The sequence below is a fragment of the Nocardia sp. CA-145437 genome, assembly GCF_050956485.1.
Taxonomy (GTDB): Bacteria; Actinomycetota; Actinomycetes; order Mycobacteriales; family Mycobacteriaceae; genus Nocardia.
The window spans coordinates 2,317,004-2,340,498 of sequence record NZ_CP191204.1 but is presented as its reverse complement, the minus strand read 5'-3'; the positions used below and the strand labels follow the sequence as shown (position 1 = coordinate 2,340,498).

Annotated in this window: 12 protein-coding genes; 10 read left to right on the top strand and 2 right to left on the bottom strand. The window is 71.0% G+C overall.

Annotated features, from left to right (window positions below; translation table 11 throughout):
• Positions 1–17 precede the first annotated feature (17 nt).
• From ACQPYY_RS10395 to ACQPYY_RS10380, 4 genes are all read left to right on the top strand, one after another.
• Positions 18–1,202, top strand: coding sequence for an ABC transporter ATP-binding protein (locus ACQPYY_RS10395; protein ID WP_433593576.1), 1,185 nt, complete (start codon positions 18–20; stop codon positions 1,200–1,202).
• Positions 1,199–2,092 carry a 2-aminoethylphosphonate ABC transporter permease subunit gene (locus ACQPYY_RS10390; protein WP_433593575.1) on the top strand — a complete coding sequence of 298 codons (894 nt, stop codon included), beginning with the start codon at positions 1,199–1,201 and terminating at the stop codon, positions 2,090–2,092. Before ACQPYY_RS10395 ends, ACQPYY_RS10390 begins: the two co-directional genes overlap by 4 nt.
• A gap of 3 nt (positions 2,093–2,095) precedes the next feature.
• Positions 2,096–2,893: an ABC transporter permease gene (locus tag ACQPYY_RS10385; RefSeq protein ID WP_433593574.1), complete on the top strand. Its 798-nt coding sequence runs from the start codon at positions 2,096–2,098 to the stop codon at positions 2,891–2,893.
• 135 nt (positions 2,894–3,028) lie between these two features.
• Positions 3,029–4,675 carry a hypothetical protein gene (locus tag ACQPYY_RS10380; RefSeq protein ID WP_433593573.1) on the top strand — a complete coding sequence of 549 codons (1,647 nt, stop codon included), beginning with the start codon at positions 3,029–3,031 and terminating at the stop codon, positions 4,673–4,675.
• 31 nt (positions 4,676–4,706) lie between these two features.
• Here ACQPYY_RS10380 and ACQPYY_RS10375 read toward each other — a convergent pair whose 3' ends face one another.
• Both ACQPYY_RS10375 and ACQPYY_RS10370 read right to left on the bottom strand, forming a co-directional pair.
• Positions 4,707–5,069: a hypothetical protein gene (locus ACQPYY_RS10375; protein WP_433593572.1), complete on the bottom strand. Its 363-nt coding sequence runs from the start codon at positions 5,067–5,069 to the stop codon at positions 4,707–4,709.
• Positions 5,070–5,327: 258 nt separating this feature from the next.
• A complete protein-coding gene (locus tag ACQPYY_RS10370; RefSeq protein ID WP_379102218.1) occupies positions 5,328–5,687 on the bottom strand; it encodes a DUF4254 domain-containing protein in 360 nt (119 codons plus the stop codon).
• 262 nt (positions 5,688–5,949) lie between these two features.
• Here ACQPYY_RS10370 and ACQPYY_RS10365 point away from each other — a divergent pair, with 262 nt between their 5' ends.
• The 6 genes from ACQPYY_RS10365 to ACQPYY_RS10340 all read left to right on the top strand — a co-directional run bounded on the left by ACQPYY_RS10365 (position 5,950) and on the right by ACQPYY_RS10340 (position 23,465).
• On the top strand, positions 5,950–6,813 hold the full coding sequence (locus ACQPYY_RS10365; RefSeq protein WP_357281481.1) for a helix-turn-helix domain-containing protein: 864 nt from the start codon (positions 5,950–5,952) through the stop codon (positions 6,811–6,813).
• A 147-nt stretch (positions 6,814–6,960) separates the two neighbouring features.
• Entirely contained in the window at positions 6,961–7,374 is a 414-nt protein-coding gene (locus ACQPYY_RS10360) for an AMP-binding protein (protein WP_433593571.1), read from the top strand.
• Positions 7,375–7,415: 41 nt separating this feature from the next.
• Positions 7,416–20,651, top strand: a complete 13,236-nt coding sequence (locus ACQPYY_RS10355) for an amino acid adenylation domain-containing protein (RefSeq protein WP_433593570.1) — start codon at positions 7,416–7,418, stop codon at positions 20,649–20,651.
• 134 nt (positions 20,652–20,785) lie between these two features.
• A complete protein-coding gene (locus ACQPYY_RS10350; protein WP_433594610.1) occupies positions 20,786–21,811 on the top strand; it encodes an ATP-binding cassette domain-containing protein in 1,026 nt (341 codons plus the stop codon).
• Entirely contained in the window at positions 21,808–22,644 is an 837-nt protein-coding gene (locus ACQPYY_RS10345; protein WP_433593569.1) for an antibiotic transporter, read from the top strand. Before ACQPYY_RS10350 ends, ACQPYY_RS10345 begins: the two co-directional genes overlap by 4 nt.
• Positions 22,644–23,465, top strand: coding sequence for an ABC transporter permease (locus ACQPYY_RS10340; protein ID WP_433593568.1), 822 nt, complete (start codon positions 22,644–22,646; stop codon positions 23,463–23,465). The genes ACQPYY_RS10345 and ACQPYY_RS10340 overlap by 1 nt, the downstream gene beginning before the upstream one ends.
• The last annotated feature ends 30 nt before the right edge of the window (positions 23,466–23,495 follow it).

Genomic DNA, 23,495 nt, shown 5'->3' with positions numbered 1-23,495 from the left:
CCACAGGAGCAGCAGCCATGTCCTCCGCGTTGACGACATCCACGGTGGTCACCGACACCACCGCCGAACCGGCCATCGTGTTCGACCGGGTCGGGGTCACCTACGGCCGCGGTCGCACATCGACTGTCGCACTGGCCGATTTCAACCTGCGCGTCGCCGCGGGGGAAACGGTGGCGCTGCTCGGGCCCAGCGGCTCCGGCAAGTCCACCGCGCTCAAGGCCCTGGCCGGATTCGTCCGGCCCACCTCGGGCGCGGTGCGACTGGCCGGCCGCGACGTCACCGACCTGTCCCCCGCCAAGCGCGGGATCGGGGTGGTGGTGCAGTCCTACGCGCTGTTCCCGCACATGCGGGTGCGCGACAACGTGGCCTTCGGGCTGAAGGCACATCGGGTGGCGCGCAACGAGATCGGGGGGCGCGTCACCGAAGCCCTCGAGATGGCCGGCATGGGCGGCTACGCCGACCGGCTGCCGCGCGAACTGTCCGGCGGGCAGCAGCAGCGCGTCGCCATCGCGCGCGCGCTGGCCATCCGGCCCAAGGTGCTGCTGCTCGACGAACCGCTCGCCGCCCTGGACGCGCAGCTGCGGCAGAGCATGCTGGGCGAACTCCAGCAGCTGCGCCGAGCGCTACCCGACACGGCGATGCTGTACGTCACCCACGACCAGTCCGAGGCGCTGGCGCTGGCCGACCGCATCGCGGTGATGCGCGACGCCCGGCTGGTCGACATCGACACCGCCCGCAACCTGTGGCAGCGGCCCGCGACCGGGTTCACCGCGTCGTTCCTCGGCGGCGCGAACCTGATCGACTGCGAGGTCAAGCACGTCTCCGGCACCGCGGCCCTGGTCACCGCCGGTGAGCACACGCTGCGCGCCGACGCTCCGCCGCCCGGCGTCGGCCGCCCCGACTGGGTCCCGAACGCCGAAGCCCAGCTCTGCGTCCGTCCCCACACCGTCCGCGTCGTCCCGCTCACCGAACGAGACGCGTTGCGCGCCACCGTGATCACCAGCGTCTGGAAGGGCGCCTCGACCCGCCTGCACCTCGATATCGCGGGCCTGCCCACCGCGCTCGCCGCCGACGTCCTCGGCCACACCGACATCGCCCCCGGCGACCACGTGGGCGTCCGCTTCGCCGACCCGGCGGGTGTTCTGATCCCACCGGGCATCGGGACCCCCTCCGCCGCAGCGGAACCCGAGGTGCGCGCATGACCGCACTGCTCGAATCCCCCTCCGCACCTTCCGATCCCGAGGCCCGGAAGGCCGGACGGTCGTGGCGACCCGTGCTGTGGACCTTGCCGCCGGTGCTGGTGGTGCTGCTGATCGCGGTGTATCCGATCGTCCGGGTGCTGCTCGAGTCGACCGAGACCAAGTCCGGTCGAGGGGTCGGGACCTGGTCGAAGGTGCTGGCCGAGGAGTCGTTCCGGAACGCGTTGTGGCGCACCGTCACCATCGCGGTCAGCTCGACGGCGGGGTGCGTGGCGCTGGGGACGTTCCTGGCGATCGTGCTGGCGTTCGTGCCGTTTCCTGGATCGCAGGTGGTGGGGCGGCTCATCGATTCGGTGCTGACGCTGCCGTCGTTCCTGGTGACGCTGGCGTTCACCTTCCTGTACGGGACGGCGGGCGCGGTGAACGCGTTGATCGATCGGATCACCGGGGGCACGCAGCCGGCGCTGGACTTCCTGAGCACACCCTGGGGCGTGATCCTGGCCGAGGTCACCTTCTTCACCCCGTTCGTGGTGCGGCCGCTGCTGGCGGCGTTCGCCCAATTGCCCAGGGAACAGCTGGATGTGGCGTCCAGTCTCGGGGCCTCGCCGTGGCGGGTGCTGCGGCAGGTGGTGCTGCCCGAGGCGTGGCCCGCGCTGGCGGCGGGCGGCAGCCTGGTGCTGCTGCTCACGCTCAACGAATTCGGCATCGTGCTGTTCACCGGCGCCAAGGGCGTGATCACGCTGCCCGCGCTGATCTACACCCGCGGCATCGTCACCTTCGACCTGCCCGGCGCGGCCGTGCTGGCCTCGGTGCAGGTGCTGCTGTCGCTGAGCCTGTACCTCGGATACCGACTGCTGTTCGCGCGCCTCACCGGCGCGCGCGAGGAGAGCTGACCCATGCTGGTGTGGACGCGTCGCGGACGGGCCGTGGTGCTCGCGGTCTTCGGGATCGTCGTCACGGTGGTGTTCGTCGCGCCCATCGCGACCGTGGTGGCCGCGGCGCTGGCCGGGCACTGGACCGGGCCACTGCCCTCGGATCTCGGCTTCGCCAACTTCGATCGGGCGCTCTCCGGCGAGGAGTCCGCCAGCCTGTCCGTCAGCTTGCAGACGGCGCTGCTGGCGAGCCTGTTCTCGCTGATCCTCGGCACCTGGGCGGCCCTGGCCGCGATGGAGGCCCCGGCCTGGCTGCGGCGGCTCACCGACGCGGTGTTCCACGTGCCGGTCGCGGTGCCGTCGGTGGCGATCGGGCTGGGCGTGCTCATCGCCTTCAACGAGCGCCCGCTGCTGCTGGGCGGCACCAAGTGGATCGTCATCCTGGCCCACACCGTGCTGGTGCTGGCGTACGCGTTCAGCGGCGTCTCCGCCGCCCTGGACCGGCTCGATCCGGGCTACCGGCAGGCCGCCGAATCACTCGGCGCGGGCCCGGTGCGCGTCCTGCTGCGCATCACCCTGCCGCTGCTGCTGCCCGCCCTCGGGGCCGCGGCCGGCCTGGCCATCGCCCTGTCCATGGGCGAACTCGGCGCCACCATCATGGTGTACCCGGCCACCTGGAAGACGTTGCCGGTGAGCATCTTCGCGGCCACCGACCGCGGCGCGGTCTTCGACGCCGCCGCCAGCACCACCCTGCTGGTCCTCGTCACCCTCGTCGCCCTGGTACTGCTGGGCCGCCTGAAAGGACGTGCGGCGCTGCGCTGAACGGCGCGGCCGCACCCGCACCGCTGACCGGGTCATGAGGGGACGGTCAGCGGTGTCTTGCGTCGAGGCCCGGGCGTGGCGACGCCCGGGCCGGTAAACTCGCCTGGAACTCAGGTATCGGGCGGGGGCTGTTCGATGGTGGTTGTCACAGGTCTGTCCGGCGAGTCCTACGACGTCGACGGCGAACCCTTCTATGCCGCGGGCGCGCGCTCGGTGCAGTACCTCTGCCGGGATCCACGCGGGCACCAGCGGCTCTACAAGCTCTACCGGAACCCGGTCACCGCGCCGGATGCGATCGAATGGGCCCGGCAGGCCATGCTTTTCGGGCGGCAGACCGTGCTCGCCGCCACAGGCGGATCGTCCGGGGCGGCCGAGGCGGTGAACTGGCCGATCGACCTCGTCCAGCACGACACGGCGCTGATCGGCGCGGTCCTGCCGCTGATCCCCATGGACTATCTGCAACCCGACGGCAGGCCGCGCACCCTGGATCACCTGTGGGCCGCACCCGGGCAGACCACACCGTATCTCCGTGCGGGACTGACGGTTCGGCTGTGCGAGATCGTGCGGGTGCTCGAGGAACGGCAGCTGATCCACGGGGACCTGTCGGCCGCGAACGTGTTGTGGCAGCCCGCCGCGCCGCTGGCCTATCTCATCGACACCGCCGGGCTGATGCCCGCCGACCGGGCGCACGATCGGTACAAGGATCGGTACGACCTGGCGGCGCTGCTCTACCGGACCCTGCTGCCCGACAGCGCGGGCCCGCCCGGCGCGCCGTGGCAGCCGGGCGGCGTGCCCGCCGATCTCGATCCGCGGGTGCGGGCGCTGTTCGACCGGGCCTTCGGCAATGGCGGATTCGGGCCCGACGCGCGGCCGTCCGCGCAGGAGTGGGGCGACACGCTGCGGACGGTGTACCTGACGCCGGCGGGTTTCGGCTCGTCGACGGCGCCGCTGCCGCCGACCCATACCTCACCGACCGGCTGGTCCGCACCGCAGCCGCTGGTGACATATCACGGTGCGCCCCCATCGAATTCGGCCAATACCGCCCTCAAGGTGATCCTCGGCGTCCTGCTGGTGGTCCTCGTCATCTCCATCGGCGTGGGCGTGGTCGTGCTCTCCGGCGACGACAAGACCACCGACGGCGCCAAGGGCTCGAGCATCATCACCACCGCACCGACGACCACCACCAGCACCACCGCCCCGTCCACCCCCGGCACCCCCGGCACCTCCGGGGTCGACAAGGCCACCCTCAACCAGCAGGGCACCGACAAGACCCCGTTCACCGCCGACGCCCTGCTCCCGTCGAGCTTCACCGACAGCAAGGGTGTGGTGTTCACCCGCCGCTCCTCCGGCGTGAAGGACTGCGTCGCGAGCAATATGTCGCAGAACGTGAAGACCGCGCTGCAGGCCAACAAGTGCGTCCAGATGGTGACGGGCACCTACATCGACAAGTCCGACAAGCTCATGACGTCGCTGGAGGTGTTCGCCTTCCCCTCCAGCACCGAGGCCGAGGCCATCTACACCAGCCTCAAGGGCCAGAAGCAGACCTGGGACGTGTGGTGCCCCACCCAGGGCATCGGCGCCAGCGTCTGCCAGTCCGACCTCGATACCCTGTGGGCCGCAACCTATTCCAGCTGGGGTCGCTGGCAGTACCGGTACCTGTACGAGGCGTACTCGCTGTCGATCGATCTCGCGGTCGACGCCTCGCTCCAGCCGAGCCTGGACGCGCCGTCACGCACCGTCCTGCAGCTGGTCGGGCCCGACAACTACTGGAAACCTCGCTGAACCAACCACTTTCGCTCGAGCGGGGCGCGGGTCAGAGACCCGCGGCGGCGGTCAGGAGGGCGCGGGAATGGGTGTCGTCGGTGGCGCGGATGAGGCCCGCGGCGAGCAGATAGGCCGCGGCCATGTCCTCGGCGGAACTCCGCAGCGCGGTGAGCGCGCCGGTGAGGTCGCGGCCCTTGCGTTCGAAGCCGCGCCGCAATTGCCGGGCGGACCCGAAATCGCCGAAGCCACCGAGGGTGTGGACACGGTGGCTGCGGTCGATGTGCGGATCCAGCATGGCCGCGAACCGCAGGAAGGTTGCGGCGCAGCGGCGCGCGGTGGCGACGTCCAGCCGGAAGTCGCCGGCGCGGGCCCGTTGATACAGGTCGGTGGCGGCGCCCTCGCCCTGGTTCATGTCGAACTCCCCCCTCATAGTGCGGAACGCCGTATTTCACCCGCACGGTCATGAATTCGAGTCCGTGTGAATGAAATACTTCGCGAATAAAACACCGGACGGTTGGTTCTAAACGCTTCCCACTAATTCAGGGCGGGCGTGCCGCGCCAGTCGACCACGCGGCACGCCGGGCGGGGCGCCCCGTTGCGCCCGCCGTCTACGGGCGGGACGAATCAACGATTCGGTGGCAATACATCAATTGTGTCAATGCATTCGGAGTCACTGTTCCGGCAAACGGCGACGGCCACCGGCCACGTCGAATACGAGATCAGTGTAGCCGTCAACCAGTTCGGCCAGGTGGTACCAGTGTTTATGGGTGTTGTCACTGGAAGCGCCCTCGTGATCGATCACCTGGTTGGCTTCGACCCAGCTCCGGGCCATGCGGTCCACCACGGCGCCCAAGCTCTCGGTGTGCATGGTGGCGCCGTTGCGGTGCTGCGGCAGTTCCTGCTCCACCCAATCGTTGATATCGTCAACGAGTTCGCCGCGGCGGCAATCGATCTCGCTGACCATCATGGGATCCCGTACCTGGGCGCGACGTTCGTGCAGTTCGGCGAGTGCGTGCGCGGACCGCAGCAACACTCGATCTTGAAATCGCCTCCCTTGGAACGCACAGAGCAATTGCGGAGCGGTCGGCAGAACGCCGGCTATCGACATGGTCATCGAGACTCCCTATACGCACCCGACAGCATCACTAATCGCACCAACATGATTGGTCTCCGGATTCAGCTATACCGGTCATCGGATCGGTTGTTCACGAATAGGCTAGCTGGATCATGCTCTTACAAATGCAAGAACGCAATACTGCGTTCTAGCAAGTGCGCCAAGCGAAAGGGTCGTCATGGCAGGCAAGCGCACCGTGCTCACTGTCCGTTTGCGGAGGCTCGCCGCGATGCTCCACGAGATGCGCGAGAGCGCGGGGCTCAGCAAAGAAGTGGTCAGCGCCAAGACCGGCATCAACGTCACCACGCTGTACCGGATCGAGACCGCCCAGGCCAGGCCGCAGCGCCGCACCCTGACGGCCATGCTGGACCTCTACGGCATCGGTGAACCCGCGCGTTCAGATGCCTTGCAGTTGCTGGTCGACGCGTTACGCCCCGGCATGGCAAGGTCTTTCGAGGATGCGGTGTCGGAGGTCTACGGCGCATACATCAACTTCGAGGCCGAGTCGCTCTCGGCGCGGTTCTTCCAATCCACCTACGTCCCCGGACTGCTGCAGACCGAGGCGTACGCCAGCGCGGTCTACCAGACCACCATGCCCAAGGTGTCGGATCAGGTTATCGAGCAACGGATTCGGGCTCGGCAGGAGCGATCGAAGGTGCTCACCAAGGACAACCCACTGGAGCTGTGGGTGGTGCTCGACGAGGCCGTCATCCGCCGCATGGTCGGCGGCCCCGAGGTGATGAACCAACAGTTCAGTCAGCTGCTCGACCACACCAACAAGCGGAACGTGATCCTGCAGATCCTGCCCTTCGACGCCGGCGCGCACCCGGGCATGCTGGGCTCCTTCACCCTGCTCGACTTCCCCGACCCCGCCGACCCGGAGCTGGTGTACGTGGAGGGCATCGCCAGCGACGAGCTGATCGAGGGCCACCCGGAGGTGCGCCGCTACGGGGTGATGTTCGACCAGCTCCGGGCCATGGCGCTGAGCCCGCGCGACTCGATCACCATGATCTCGGCGGCCATGGACGCCCTGAACGGCTGATCTTCCACCCACCCCAGGGTGGGACAACGCGCACCCTCGGAGCGGATTCCGGCAGCACTGTGGTCGCTACCGGCGGCGGCTCGCGGCGGCGACAGTGGATACATACCGAACGCCACCGCAAGCGGCCCCTCCGAGAGGATGATGTTCATGTGCAAGACGGTCGAATCGCCCGCGGCTCCCACGGCCATCGCGGTGACCACCGCCGACTGCGACCTGAGCTACGCCGAACTGGATCGCTGGAGCAACCGGGTGGCGCGCATGCTGCTGGCTCTCGGGGTCCGCCCCGGGGCCAAGATCGTGATCGCGGAGACGCCGCGAGTCGAGGCCGTGGTCTCCCGCCTGGCCATCGAGAAGACCGGCGCCACTCCCGTCCCGGTGACCACCGAGTCCAGCGTGGCCCGCGCCGACTTCGGCGTCACCACCAAAGCCGGACTGGACCTGGTCACCGACCCGAGCCGCTGGCTGGTGCTCGATGACCGCAGCACGCTGGTGCAGTACCTCACCGGCTCGGACGCCCCGCTCAGCGAGGCCGAACTGAACCTGGCGCGGAAGGCCTCCTGACCGCGCCGAAGCCGCCGCAGCCCGCAGAAGGTTCCCGCAGTATGGCGTTCAGCAGTCCCCTGCCCTCCACCCCTGACACCTCGGCGGCATTCGCCCTCTCCGCCGCACAACGCGGCATCTGGTTCGCCCAGCAGCTGGCCGGGGACACCCCCGTCTCCATCGCCCAGTACGTGGAGCTGACCGGGCCGATCGACGCCGAACTGCTGGCCGACGCCGCACGCCGGGCCGGACGCGAGTTCGGCACCGGCTACCTGCGGCTCATCGAGATCGACGAACTGCCCTGGCAGCTGGTCGACACCACCCTCGACGACGCCGTCCAGACCGTGGACTGCACCGGCGCGCCCGACCCGCGCGCCGCCGCCCAGGAGTGGATGCGCGCCGAATACACCGCGCCGCTGGACCTGACCCGCGACCGCCTGTGCACCATGGTGATGCTGCGGCTGGGCGAGGACAGCTGGTACTGGTACTCGCGGTTCCACCACATCCTGCTCGACGGCGTCGGCGCGCTCACCATGCTGCAGCGCACCTCGGAGATCTACAACGCCACCGCCACCGGGCAGGAGGTCCCGGCCGGCAAGGCCGAACCGTTGCAACGCATCGTGGAAGCCGATGCGGCCTACCGGAATTCGGACAAGCTGCAGGCCGACCGCGACTACTGGCGTGAGCATCTGGCGGGGATGCCGGAGCCCGCGCTGCTGGGGCGGCGCACCGGCGCGGTCGACGCCCACCCGCGACTGCTGAGCGGCGCGCTGCCCGAAGACACGGCGGCCCTGCTGGATTCGCTGACCGCCGCGCAGTCCACCAGTCCGGCGCCGGTCGTGGTGGCCGCCTTCGCCGCCTACGTCGGAGCCATGACCGGGGCGGGCGAGATCGTGCTGAGCCTGCCGGTGTCCGGCCGCACCACCGCCACGCTGCGCCGATCCGGCGGCATGGTCGCCAATGTGGTGCCGTTGCGCCTGCCGCTGTCCCCCACCGCCACCGTCGGCGATCTGCTGCGCGCCACCCAGGGTGAGCTGACCGCGGCGCTGCGCCGCCAGCGGTACCGGCAGGAGGACATCTTCCGCGACCTGGGCTGGGCCATGGACGAGGTCGCCGGATTCGGGCCGACCGTCAACCTCATGCTGGCCGACACCCGCATCCGTCTCGGCGGGGTCACCGGGCAGCTGCACGTGCTGACCTCGGGCATGATCGACGACCTGTTCGTCAACGTCTATCCGGGCACCGGCGGCGAACCCACCCACATCGACTTCCAGGCCAATCCCAACCGCTACGACGAACCCGAACTCGCGGCACTGCACGCCCGGTTCCTGGACTTCCTGCACCGCTTCCTGGCGGGCGGCGTCGGACAGGCGCTGACCGCGGTGACCGCGCTGTCGGAGGCCGAACGCGCCGCGCTGGCCCCCGCGCGCGGCCGCGACGGCAGCCGGCCCCGCACCCTGCCGGAGATCCTGGCGGCGGGCGCGGCGAAGTCCCCGTCGGCCATCGCGCTGCGGGTGGACGGCACCGCCTTCACCTATCGCGAGCTCACCGAGTACGCCCACCGGCTGGCGCGGGTGCTGATCGCCGCGGGCGCGGGACCCGAACGCGCCGTGGCGATCTCGATTCCCCGCTCCGCCGAGTCGGTGCTGGCCATGTGGGCGGTCGCGGCGACCGGCGCGGCGTTCGTGCCCGTCGATCCCGGCTATCCGATCGACCGGATCGAGCACATGCTCACCGACAGCGGCGTGGTCGCCGGCGTCACGGTGGCGGGCTCGCGGGCCGCGCTGCCGGACCGGGTGCGGTGGCTGGTCCTCGACGATCCGGAGACCGAGAACACCATCGCCGCAACGGATTCCGCGCCGATCACCGACGCCGACCGGTCCGCGCCCGTGCGCCTGGACCAGGTCGCGTACCTCATCTACACCTCCGGCTCGACGGGTCTGCCCAAGGGCGTCGCGGTCACCCATCGCGGTTTGACGAATCTGGTGACCGGGTCCGGGGCGGCGTTCGGGGTCGGCTCCGACGCCGTGGTGGCGCACGCGGTCTCCCCCAGCTTCGACATCTCGGTGGAGGAGCTGCTGGTCGCGTTCGCGGTCGGCGCGACGGTGGGCGTGGTGCCCCCGGCCGCCTACGCGGGCGAGGATCTGGCGCGGGTGCTGCGCACGCTCGAGGTCACGCACCTGAATGTGACTCCGGCGGTGGCGAATTCGCTGGAACCGCAGACCTTGCCGCGGCTGCGGACCGTGGTGGTGGGCGGCGACTCCTGCCCGCCGGAGCTGCCGGTGCGGTGGGCCGGGCGGTGTGTCATCAACGGGTACGGGCCGACCGAGGCGACCATCACCGCGACCCTCAGCGCGCCGCTGACGCCGGGCGAGGCGATCACGATCGGCGCGCCGTCGCGCGGGGTGGGGGCGCTGGTCCTCGACCCGTGGCTGCGGCCGGTGCCGCCCGGGGTGGTCGGCGAACTGTATTTGAGCGGTGCGGGTCTGGCGCGCGGCTACCACCAGCGCATCGGGCTCAGCGCCGGACGGTTCGTGGCCAGCCCCGTCGATCCCGGCGCCCGGATCTATCGCACCGGCGACCTGGTGCGCTGGCGGCGGCGGTCCGGCCGCTGGGAGCTGGAGTATCTGGGCCGCGGCGACACCCAGGTGAAGGTGCGCGGCTTCCGCATCGAACTCGGCGAGGTGGACGCGGCCGTGGCCCGGCACCCGGGCGTCGAGATGGCGGTCACGATCGGCGCGACCACACCCGGCGGGGCGACCGCGCTGGTGTCGTACGTGCTGGCGGCCGATTCGGTGGTCGCGCCCGAGGACGTGAAAACCACCGTCGCCCAGCAGCTTCCGGCGCACATGGTGCCGTCGGTGGTGATGGTGCTGCACACGCTGCCGCTGACCCCCGCGGGCAAGGTGGACCGGCGCGCGCTGCCCGCACCCGACTTCGGATCCGGGCCGCGGGCGGGACGCGCACCCTCGACCGACGCCGAACGGGCGTTGGCCACGGTGTTCGAATCCGTGCTGGGCGTGGAATCGGTGTCGGCCGACGACAATTTCTTCGCCCTCGGCGGCGACAGCATCGTGGCCATCCAGCTGGTGGCGCGGGCCAAGACCGCCGGACTCGGGCTGCGCGCCCGGGATGTGTTCGAGCACAAGACCGTCGCCGGGCTGGCCGCCGTCGCCACCGCGGTCACCGCGCCGGTGATCGAGGAGCTGCCCGGCGGGGCGGTGGGCCCGGTGACCCTCACCCCGATCGTGCACGACATGCTCGAGCAGGGCGACACCTGGCCGAGATTCGCTCAGGCCGTGCTGATTCCGCTGCCGCACACTGAAGACATATTCGCCTCCGGCGAAGCCGCCCGGTCCGCGCTCGCCGCGGGCGTCCAGGCCCTGCTCGACCGCCACGACCTGCTGCGCAGCACCCTCACCCACGAGCCCGGCACCGGCGAGCACCCCTGGGTGTGGCGGGTCGGCGAGCCCGGCGCGGTGGAGGCCGGAGCCCTCATCGACACCGTCACCGCCGAACCCGACAGCGACGGCGAGGACGAATTGCAGCGCGCCGCCGACCTGCTCGACCCCTCGGCCGGGGTGGTGGCCCGGTTCGTGTTCATCGACCGCGGCGAGGCCCTGCCCCTGCTGTGGGTGGTGCTGCACCACCTGGTCACCGACGGCGTCTCGTGGCGCATCCTGCTGCCGGACCTGGCCACCGCGTGGGCGGGCGGCACCCTCGCGCCCGTCGGCACCTCCTTCCGGCGCTGGGCGCACGGGCAGTCGGAACAGGCCCCGGCCCGCGCCACCGAACTCCCCTTCTGGCGCGAGGTCCTCACCGCGCCCGACCCGCGGCTGGGCACCCGCGCCCTGGACCCCGAGCTCGACACCGTGGCCACCATGGGTCAGCTGCGCACCCTCATCGACCCCGATACCGCTACGGCCGCACAGGAACTCATTCCGGCGCGGTTCCACTGCGGACTCGAGGACGCGCTGTTGACCGCGCTCGCCCTCGCCTCGAGTCAGCTGCGGCAGACGCCGCGGACCCTGCTCACCGTCGAGGGCCACGGCCGCGAGGAAGCGGTGCTGCCGGGCGCGGACATCTCCCGCACCATCGGCTGGTTCACCAGCGTGTTCCCCGTCGCCCTCGACCTGGGCGAGCTCGATCTCGACGACGCCTTCCACGGCGGGCCCGCGGCGGGCGCGGCGCTCAAGGCGGTCAAGGAGCAGCTGCGGGCCATCCCCGACAAGGGCGTCGGCTTCGGCATGCTGCGCCGGCTCGACGCCGCGACGGCGGCCGAACTCGAGGGCGCGCCCACACCGCAGATCAGCTTCAACTATCTCGGCCGCACGGGCGCGGGCGTGGAGCATCCCGGCGGTGCGGAAACCCCGTGGGTACCGGTCCGATTCGCCGCCACCCAGGACGACGCCGCGCCGCTGGCCGCCGTCATCGACATCAATGCCTTCCACACCGCCGCCGGACTCGAGGTGACCTGGGCCTACGCGTCGCGGGTGCTGTCCGCCGCGCAGGTGGAGGAGCTGGCGCGGCTGTGGGGGCTGGCGGTGACCGCGCTGGTCACCCACGCCCGGCGCGCCGGTGCGGGCGGGCACACGCCCTCGGACTTCCCGCTGGTGGCCGTCGAGCAGGCGCAGATCGACGCCTGGGAACGCGAATACCCCGACCTCACCGAGGTCTGGCCGCTGTCACCGTTGCAGTACGGCCTGCTCTTCCACGCCCGCTACGACACCGACACCGCCGACGGCTACACCGTGCAGACCCAGCTGAACCTGGCCGGGCGCGTCGACTCCGGGCGGCTGCGCACCGCGGCGGCGGCCCTGCTGGAGCGGCACGAGGTGCTGCGCGTCGCCTACGTCGAGACCCCCGACGGGCCCCGGCAGCTGGTGCTCGGCCAGGCCGAGATCCCCTGGCAGGACATCGATCTCACCGGCATCGCGGAACCGGCCGAACGGCAGCGGGAACTGGCGCGCCTGATCGCGGTGGACGCGGGCACCCGTTTCGATCTCACCCGGCCGCCGCTGCTGCGCTTCAGCCTCATCCGCACCGACGCCGAGGCGTACACGCTGCTGATGACCAATCACCATCTGGCGCTGGACGGCTGGTCCACGCCGCTGGTGGTGCGCGAACTCCTCGCGGGCTATCTGGCCGCGGTCACCGGGCACGAGATCCCGCAGACCCCGGCGCACTCCTATCGCGAGTTTCTGACCTGGCTCGGCGAACAGGACGACGCCGCCTCGCTGGCCGCCTGGACCGAGGCCCTGGCCGGGGTCGACTCCCCCACCCGGGCGATCCCCACGCTGGCGGGCATCACCTCCACCGAATCCGGCATGGTCTCCGCCGATTTCGGCACGGCGAAACTGGAGCAGCTCACCGAGACCGTGCGCGCCGCCGGGGCCACGGTGAACACCGCGGTGCAGGCCGGGTGGGCGCTGCTGCTCGCCATGCTCACCGGACGCACCGACGTGGTCTTCGGCGGCACCGTCTCGGGACGGCCGCCGCAGCTGGGCGGCGTCGAGGAGATGGTGGGGCTGTTCATCAACACCCTGCCGGTGCGGGTGCGACTGGATCCCGGTGAGCGCGTGGGCGATCTGCTGGCGCGGGTGCAGACCGAGCAGACGCGGCTGCTGGACCATCAGCACGTCGGGCTGGCCGCCATCCACCGGGCGGTCGGGCTGCCGGAACTGTTCGACACCCTCACCGTGTTCGAGTCCTACCCCATCGACCGCGAAACCCTCTCGCGGGCACTGGATATCGCGGGCATGCGGATCCTGGACGTGTCCGGCACCGACGCCACCCCCTACCCGCTGAACCTGATGGTGATCCCGCAGCGCGCCGCCGACGGCAGCGAAAGCCTGCGCATCACCGTCAAATTCATGGCCGACGAACTGCCCGAGGCGGCCGCGCGGCGACTGCTCGACCGGTTCCTGCTGCTGCTCGACCAGATCGCCGAACACCCCGAACGCCGCACCGCGCAGCTGCAGCACTGCGACCCCCTGGAGCGGGCGCAGCTGGTGCCGGTCCGCGGCGGCGCGCCCACCCCGCTGCGCACCCTGCCCGACATCCTCGCCGCGGGCGCGCGCGCCAACCCCGATGGCGTCGCGATCAGCTCCGGCGCCGTGTCCATGACCTACCGCGACCTCGACGCCTGGTCCAACCGATTCGCGCGAGTCCTGTTGCGGCGCGGGGTCGGTCGCGAGACCTTCGTGGTACTGGCCCTGACCAGGTCGGTGGAATCGGTGGTCGCGGTGTGGGCGCTGGCCAAGACCGGCGCGGCGTTCCTGCCGCTGGACCCCAACTATCCGGTCGAACGCATCGAGCACATCCTCACCGACTCGCGCGCGCCCATCGGCGTCACCGTGTGCTCGGTCGGCGAGACCCTGCCCGGCACCATCGACTGGCTGCTGCTCGACGACCTCAACACCATCCGGCGCGTCATGACCGTCTCCGACGCGCACATCACCGACGACGAACGCGGCGGGCCCATCAACCTCGCCCAGACCGCATACCTCATCTACACCTCCGGATCCACCGGCAAACCGAAAGCCGTGCTGCTCAGCCACCGCGGACTCGCCAATCTCGTGGCCTCCCAGCAGAGCCTGCTCGATCTGGACCAGACCTCCAGCACCCTGCAGGTGGCCTCACCCAGCTTCGACGCCTCGGTGCACGAGCTGCTCATGGCGCACGGCGCGGGCGGGCGGCTGGTCATCTCGCCGCCCGACGTCTACGGCGGCGACGCCCTCGAAGAGCTGCTGCGCACCGGAGGGGTCACGCACGCGGTCATCACGCCGTCGGTGCTGGCCACCATGAACCCCGCCGGACTCGACGACCTGACCTGCCTGTCGGTCGCCGGTGAGGCCGCCGGACCCGAACTGGTGGCGGCCTGGTCGGCCGGACGGCGCATGGTGAACCTGTACGGGCCCACCGAATTCAGTGTGTGGGCCACCGGCCCCGGCGAGCTGCGGCCCGGCGAGCAGATCACCATCGGCGCCCCCGTGCGCGGCGCCGCCACCCTGGTGCTCGACAGCTGGCTGCGGCCGGTGCCGCTCGGGGTGACCGGCGAACTGTATCTGGCCGGGCCGGCGCTGGCCCGCGGCTACTTCAACCGGTTCGGGCTCACCGCGGCCCGCTTCGTCGCCAATCCCTTCACCGCGCCCGGCGCGCGCATGTACCGCACCGGCGACATGGTGCGCTGGGTGGAGGTCAAGACCGCGGACGGCACCCAGCTGGAACTGGAATACCTGGGGCGCAGCGACTTCCAGGTCAAGATCCGCGGCCTGCGCATCGAACTGGGCGAGATCGACGCCGTGCTGGCCGCCGACGAGCAGGTCGACTACGCCGCCACCCTCGGCTGCCCGGGCCCCGGCGGGCAGACCGTGCTGGTCTCCTACGTGGTCGCCGCCGCCGGACAGCGCCTCGACACCGAACTGCTGCGCACCCGCATCGCCGCGGCCCTGCCCGGCTACATGGTGCCCAGCTACCTCATCGAACTCGACGACGTACCGCTCACGCCCGTCGGCAAACTGGACCGGAACGCCCTGCCCGCACCGGATTTCGCGACCCTCGACCAGCGGTACCTCGCCCCGCGCACCGCCGTCGAGACCGCCGTCGCCCAGGTGTTCGCCGACGTCCTCGAGACCGACCAGGTCGGCATCGACCGGTCCTTCTTCGAACTGGGCGGCAACTCCCTCACCGCCACCCGCGTGGTGGCCCGAGTCAACGCGGCCCTCGGCGCGACCATCGCACTGCGCGACCTGTTCGACGCGCCCACCGTCGCGCAACTGTCCTCGCGCATCGTGCCCGGCGCGGAACTCCCCGGCCTCCCGACCCTGGCCCCGCGCATCCGGCCGGACCGGATCCCGTTGTCCCCCGCCCAGCAACGCATGTGGGTGCTCAACCGGCTCGACCCGAACTCGGCCGCCTACAACATCACCGCCGCCCTGCGCCTCACCGGCGAACTCGATGTCGACGCCCTCCGCCGGGCGGTCGCCGACGTGGTGACGCGGCACGAATCGCTGCGCACCATCTATCCCGCCGACGCCGACGGCCCCCGCCAAGTGGTGCTCAGCGCCGACGCCGCGGCCCCCGAGATCAGCTTCGCCGACACCGACGACGGCCCCGACCTGCACGCCGCCATCGCCGAGAACACCGGGACCGGTTTCGATCTCACCCGCGAAGCCCCGCTGCGCGTGCACGTCCTGCGCCTCACCCCGCGCCCCGGCGAACCCGCCGAACACGTGGTGGTGCTGGTGGTGCACCACATCAGCGCGGACGGGGCCTCCATGGCGCCGCTCGCCACCGACCTCGTCACCGCCTACCTCGCCCGCACCCACGGCGCCGAGCCCGAACGGCCGCCGCTGCCGGTGCAGTACGCCGACTACTCGATCTGGCAGCGCGAACTGCTCGGCGACGAGAACGATCCCGAATCCCGTGCCGCACAACAGGTCCGGTTCTGGAAGGAGCGCCTCGCCTCGACACCGGACGTGCTGGAGCTGCCCACCGACCGGCCGCGGCCCGCGGTGCAGAGCCTGCACAGCCGCGACCTCGAATTCCGCATCGACGCCGGCACCCACGAAGCGCTCACCGCCCTGGCGGCGGCCACCGACACCAGCCTGTTCATGGTGTTGCACGCCTCGCTGGCGGTGCTGCTGTCCCGACTGGCCGGCACCCCGGACGTCCTGATCGGCACCGCGGTGGCCGGGCGCGGCGAGGCCGCCCTCGACGACCTGGTCGGCATGTTCGTCAACACCCTCGCGCTGCGCACCCCGGTCGACCCGGCCCTGGGATTCCGGGACTTCCTGGCGCAGGTCCGGACCGCCGACCTGGACGCGTTCGCGCACGGCGACGTGCCGTTCGAACGACTCGTGCAGGTCCTGGACCCGCCGCGATCCACGGCCCAGCACCCGCTGTTCCAGGTCTCGCTGTCGCTGCAGAACTTCGAACCGCCCACCGTGGAATTCCCGGGCCTGCGGGTCGAGGTCGAACCCATCGAACGCGACGCCTCCCAGTTCGACCTGACCTTCGACCTGCGCGCCCCGCTGCCCGGCTTCGACGAGGCCGGACTCGACGGCACCCTCACCTTCGCCACCGACCTGTTCGACGAGACCACCGCCTCGCGACTGGTCACCCGCTGGCGGCGCGTCCTCACCGCCGTCACCGCCGACCCGGGCATCCGGCTCTCCGACATCGAACTGCTCGACCTCGCCGAACGCGCCGCCCTGGTCCCGGTGCGCGGACCCCGGACCAGCGGAATCACCACCCTGGCCGAGGTGTTCCGGGCCGCCGCCACCGCGCACCGGCTGTGCCCGGCCATCATCGCCGACGGGCGCGCGGTGTCCTACCGCGAACTCGACACCGCCTCGCAGCGGCTGGCCATGCAACTCTCCGCCGCCGGAGCCGGATCGGAAACCGTGGTGGCGCTGGCCCTCTCGCGCGGCGCGGAACTCATCACCGCGATCTGGGCGTGCGCCAAGGCCGGGGCCGCGTTCCTGCCTATCGACCCGCGCCACCCCCTCGACCGCATCGACCACATGCTCGCCGACTCGGACGCGGTGCTCGGGCTCACCACCGGTGCGCACCTCGAGGCGCTGCCCGACCGGATCGGCTGGCTGGTGCTCGACGACCCGGCCGCCTCCAGCGTGCGAATCCCGCTCGGGGGCGGGCGAGTTCGCGCCATGCGCAGCCACCCGGACCAGCCCGCGTGGCTGATCTACACCTCCGGGTCGACCGGCACACCCAAGGGCGTGTCCGTATCGCACCGCGGCATCGCCGATCTGGTGCGGGCCCAACGGGAACAGCTGGCGCTGGGCGAGCACTGCCGCGTACTCCAGGTCGCCTCACCGAGTTTCGACGCCTCCGCCTTCGAAGCGCTCATGGCCTTCGGATCCGGCGGCACCGCCATCGTGGCCCCGCCCGACGTGTTCGGCGGCGAACCGCTCACCGAACTCATCGCCACCCAAGGGGTCACACACCTGGTCATCACGCCGTCGGCGCTGGCCACCCTGGACCCGGACGCCGTGTCCAGCGTGCGCGTGCTGGCCGTGGCGGGCGAGGCCATCGGGCCGGATCTGGTGGCGCGCTGGGCCACCGGGCGCACCCTGATCAACCTGTACGGTCCCACCGAATTCACCATCTGGGCAACAGCTTCCGACCCGCTGGTGGTGGGGCAGCCCGTGACCATCGGCGCGCCGATCCGGGGCGCGGCCACCCTCGTCCTCGACGACCGGCTGCGACCGGTCCCCATGGGCGTCGCCGGCGAGCTGTACCTCGCCGGGCACGCGCTGGCCCGCGGCTACCACAATCGACCCGGCCTCACCGCCGCCCGCTTCGTCGCCGACCCGTACGGGCGGCCCGGCGAACGGCTCTACCGCACCGGCGATCTCGTGCGCTGGACCGGCTACCTCGACGAACCGCGCCTGGAATACCTGGGACGCACCGACTTCCAGGTGAAGGTGCGCGGACAGCGCATCGAACTCGGCGAGATCGACGCCGCGCTGTCCGCCGCCGACGGCGTCGAATTCGCCGTCACCCTCGGCGTTCCCGGCCCCGGCGGGGCCACCGCCCTGGCCGCCTACCTGCTGCCCGAACCCGGCCGCGAGATCGACCTCGCCGACCTGCGCGCCCACGCCGCCGACCGGCTGCCCGGCTACATGGTGCCCTCGGCCTTCGTGGTGCTCGACGCCATCCCGCTCAACGCCGTCGGCAAACTCGACCGGCGCGCACTGCCGGCCCCGGTGTTCGAGGCCGAGACCGAATACCGCGCGCCCAGCGGCGATCTGGAGACCGCGCTCGCCGAGATCATCGCCGAACTGCTGGGCCGCGACAAGGTCGGCGTGCACGACTCGTTCTTCGCCCTCGGCGGCGACAGCATCCTGGCCATCCAGCTGGTGTCGCGGGCCAAACTGCGCGGCATCGAACTGACGCCGCTGCAGATCTTCGAACACCGCACCGTCGCCGCGCTGGCCGCGCTCGCCGCGGCCGGAGGCGACACCGTCGTCCTCGAGGAACTGCCCGGCGGCGGCGTCGGCGACCTGCCGCTCACCCCGATCGTGCGATGGATGCTCGAACGCGGCGGCGACCACCGGCGATTCGCGCAGACCGCGGTCCTGGAACTGCCGCAGGGAATCAGCCGCGAACAACTCGTCGCCACCGTCACCGCCGTCGTCGACCACCACGACGCGCTGCGCGCCCGGCTCGCCCTGGAAGACGGCGAATGGCGGATGAGCATCGGGGAACCGGGCTCGGTCGACGTCGACGCACTGCTGTACCGCATCGAATTCGATACCGCCGACGCGGTCGACCTGCGCGAATACGCCATCACCGAAACCGATTCCGCACTCGGCCGCCTCGATCCCGCCACCGGCACCGTACTGCAACTGGTGTGGCTCGACCCCGCGCCCGGCAGCCCCGCCGACCGCCGCGGCCGGCTCATCCTGGTCGCCCACCACCTCGTCACCGACGGCGTCTCCTGGCGCATCCTCGTCCCCGACCTGATCGCGGCCTGGGCACAGATCAGCGGCGACGCCACCCCGATCCTCCCCGAGACCGGCACCTCGCTGCGCCGCTGGGCGCACGCCCTCGAGGAGGCCGCACAGCGCGAAACCCGCACGGCCGAACTGGATTACTGGCGCGAGGTGACCGCCACCCCCGACCCGCTGATCGGGCCGCGCGAACTGGACCCGGCCGTCGACCGGGTCCCCACGGTGCGCGCCGTGGAGATCGAACTCGACGCCGAGGCCACCGACACCCTGCTCACCACCCTGCCCGGACTCTTCGACGGCACCGTCGAGGACACCCTGCTGGCCGCGCTCGCCTTGGCCGTCATGCGCTGGCGCATGGACCCGTCCGAGGCGGTACTGGTCCGGCTCGAAGGACACGGACGGCAGCAGGAGATCGTCCCGGGCGCGGACCTGTCCCGCACCCTCGGCTGGTTCACCACCGTCTACCCGGTGCGACTCGACCTGTCCCACATCCCGATCCGGGACGCCTTCGCGGGCGGACCCGCCATGGGCGCGGCCATCCGGGCCGTCAAACACCAGCTGATGGCCGTGCCGGACAAGGGCATCGGCTACGGCCTGCTGCGCTACCTCAACCCCGAGACCGCCGCGGCCCTGCCGCACCGGGTGCCCGGGCGCATCGGCTTCAACTACCTCGGCCGCTACGCCACCGCCGACATCCCGGCCGGGCTCGAGGACCTCGGCTGGCTGCCCACCGACGAATTCGGCGACCTGCGCACCACCGAACACGCCGACGTGCCCGTCACCGCCGAGATCGAGATCAACGCGGTGGTGGCCGGAGACCGGTTGCAGGCCGCCTTCACCTTCCCGCAGACCCTGCTGCCCCGGCACGAGATCACCATGCTCGCCCACCTGTGGACCGACGCGCTCGCCGCCGCGGCGTACTTCGCCACCTCGCCCGCCGCCGAATTCGCGGCCGAGGCCGAACGCAAGCACATGGCCGAACTGCGCGAGCAGCAGGCGGCCGCCGCGCTGGCCGCCTCGCGCGCCGAAGCCGGTCCCGGACTCGGCCTGGATGTGGTGCTGCCCATCCGGCCCGGCGGCGACGAGCCACCGCTCTTCTGCGTCCATCCATCGTCCGGCATCGCCTGGACCTACCTCGGATTCGCCGAGGCCCTGGCTCCCGGACGGCCGATCTACGGCCTGCAGGCACCGGACCTTTCCGGCGAACCGCACGCCCGCAGCATCGGCGACTTCGCCGAACGCTACGTGGCCGAAATTCGCAGACTCCAACCGAACGGGCCTTATCATCTGCTCGGATGGTCATTCGGCGGCCTGATCGCGCACGCCGTCGCCGCCCAGCTCGAGGCAACCGGAGACGAGGTCGCCACCCTGGCCCTACTCGACGCGGACAGCACCGATATCGACGGTGACAGCATCGACAAGCTCACCGCCGGTTCCTTCGTCGCGACCTTCGGGTCCGTCTTCGGCATCACCGACATCCCCGCCGACACCACCGCCGCGCAGGCCGCCGCCATGATCCGCGACCGCATGGGCGGGGTCGATCTGGTCGACGCCACCACCCTGGAACGGATGGCCGCCTCCTACAACGCCTCCGCCGCCACCCGCACCGGCTACCAGCGGCCCGTCTTCCACGGCGACGCACTGTACTTCAGCGCCACCGTGCACACCTCCGACATCTTCGGCCCCGAAGGCTGGCGACCCTGGATCACCGGCACCATCACCAACCACGACATCGACGTCAGCCACGAAGAACTGACCGCACCGCACGCGCTCGCGGCCATCGCCCGAATTCTCGACGCGCACCTGGGAGGGACGCCGTGAACACCGACAATGGCAAACCCGATACCACCGATGTGAACACCACAGCAGGCACACTCGGCACCGCCGAGCCGGCCACCCCCGGCACCGCCGAACCGGCCACCCTCACCAGCTCGGCGGACACCTCGGTCGACGGCGTGGTCGTCGAAGGCGTCGAGAAGTCCTTCGGCGCGGTCCAAGCGCTGCGCGGAGTCACCTTCAAGGCCGCGCCCGGCGAGGTCCTGGGCATTCTGGGACCCAACGGCGCGGGCAAGACCACCATGGTCAATATCCTGTCCACCCTCATCGCACCCGACGCCGGGCGCGCGGTGGTCGCCGGGCACGACGTCGTCGCCGACGCCGCGGCCGTCCGCCGCTCGATCATGCTGACCGGACAGTTCGCGGCCCTCGACGACGCCCTGTCCGGCTACGAGAACCTCGTCATGTTCGGCCGCCTGATGGGTCTGCGCAAACGCGCCGCCCGCGCCCGCGCCGACGAACTCGTCGAGGAATTCGACCTCGTCCAGGCCGCCGGACGCCGCGTCGGCACCTACTCCGGCGGCATGCGGCGACGCATCGACATCGCTTGCGGACTGGTCGTACGACCCGAAGTGGTGTTCCTCGACGAACCCACCACCGGACTCGACCCCCGCAGCCGGCAAGGCGTCTGGGACCTGGTCGGCGGATTCCGCAAACACGGCATCACCACCCTGCTCACCACCCAATACCTCGAAGAAGCCGACGCGCTGTGTGACCGCATCATCGTCATCGACCACGGCCTCGTGATCGCCGCCGGCACCGCCGACGAACTCAAGGCGCGCACCGGCGGCAGCTACTGCGAAATCGTCCCGCTCCGCCTGGAAGACCTGCCCGCCCTCATGACCGCCCTCGGCGACCTGCTCCCGGGCACCGTTCGCGAAGCGCTGACCGAGGATTCGGACCGGCTCGCCATCCCCGCGCCCGAAGGCGCGAAAACCCTCGCCGAGGCGCTGCGACGACTCGACGCGGCCGGACTGGAACTGGTCGACATCGCGCTGCGCCGGCCCTCCCTCGACGACGTCTTCCTCGAACTCACCGGGCACATCCCCAAAGCCGAGGAACCCGAAGAGGATTCACCCTCGATCCGGCTCCGCGCCGACGGCGGCGGCCGCCACCGCGCCGCCGAGGATCGGACCCGGGCATGACCGCCACCGCCACCGCCGCACGCACCGGGTGGCTCACCGACGTCCGCGCCACACCCGCCACCCTCGCCCAATGGTGGGTGCTCACCGTGCGGCTGATCGTGCCCTCGGTCAAGACCGGCGAGATCATCACCGCCATCGCCGCACCCGTCACCTTCACCGCCAGCTTCTACATCCCGCTCAACCGCGTGATGACCTTCGCCGGACTGGGATTCAGCAGCTACGCGCAGTTCATGGCGCCTATCGTCATCCTGCAGGCCTGCGCGTTCACCGGCGTCTCCGCCGCCTTCCGCGCCGCCACCGACGCCGTCTCCGGACTCGACCGGCGCTTCGACGCCATGCCCATGAACCCCATCGTGCCCGCCGCGGCGCGCATGGCCTCCAATGTGTTCCGGCTGCTCATCGGTCTCGTGGCGGGCGTGATCAGCACCTATGTGATCGGCTTCCGGTTCTCCGCCGGCTTCGCCCACACCCTGGGATTCCTGGTGCTCGGCCTGCTCATCGGCATCAACTTCTGCCTGGGCGCCGACGCCATCGGCACCGCCACCCGCAGCCCCGAGGCCACCACCCAGATGCTGGTGCTGCCACCGCTGATCCTCGGCATGCTCTCCACCGGCCTGGCCCCCGCCCACCAATTCCCACACTGGGTACAGGGTTTCGTCCGCAACCAGCCGGTCTCGCAATTCGCCGAGGCGCTGCGCGCGCTCGGCGGCGACCCGGGCGGCAAAGCGCACCCGGTCACCTGGTCACTGATGATGCCGACGGTGCTGTGGCTCGTCGGCACCGTCGCCGTGTCCTGCTACTTCATCGCCCGGCAGAACCTGAAGAGGTCGTGATGGCCACCCTCGCACACCCCGAAGCCACCGACACCCTCCTGTTCGGCGAAGGCTCCGCCCCGGCCTTGTTGCGGCACACCTGGATTCAGACCCAGCGGCTGTTGACCCGCTGGGTGCGCGACCCGGTCACCCTGCTCGAAACCCTCGTCGTGCCGTGCCTGCTGCTGCTCATGCTCGACATCGTGGTGGGCTCGCAGATCGAGAAGTTCTCCGGGCACAGCGCCCTCTACGGATCCACGCCCATGGTGACCCTGGTCGGCGCGCTGTCGGGGACGGTGGCCAGTGGCGTCATGCTCGGCCGGGAACGCGAGGCGGGGATCCTGGCCCGCTTCTGGGTGCTGCCCGTGCACCGCGCCTCCGGACTGGCCGCGCGGATCCTCGCCGAAGGGATCCGGATCTTCGCGGGAACCGTGGTCATCATCTGCTTCGGCATGGCGCTCGGCTTCCGCTTCCAGCGGGGTCCCTGGCAGGCGCTCGCGTTCCTGGGTATTCCGGTGCTGTTCGGGCTGGCCTTCGCCACCATGGTCACCGCCATCGCGGTCTTCACCGCCAAGGCCGCCCTGGTCGAGGCGGTCGCATTGCTGTCCTCGCTGCTCATGTTCTTCAGCACCGGCTTCGTGCCGCTCGCGGCCTACCCCCAGTGGATCCAACCGGTGGTCGAGCATCAGCCCATGTCGGTGGCGGTCGACACGATGCGGGCGCTGGCCGCGGGCGGGCCGGTCGCCGGGCCGCTGCTCAAGACGGTCATGTGGTCGCTCGGGTTGATCATCGTGTTCGCCGTCCCCGCCGGCTGCGGCTATCGGCGGGCAAGCCGCAGCTGAAAGATCAATACCCCTATCCGGAAAGTCGGC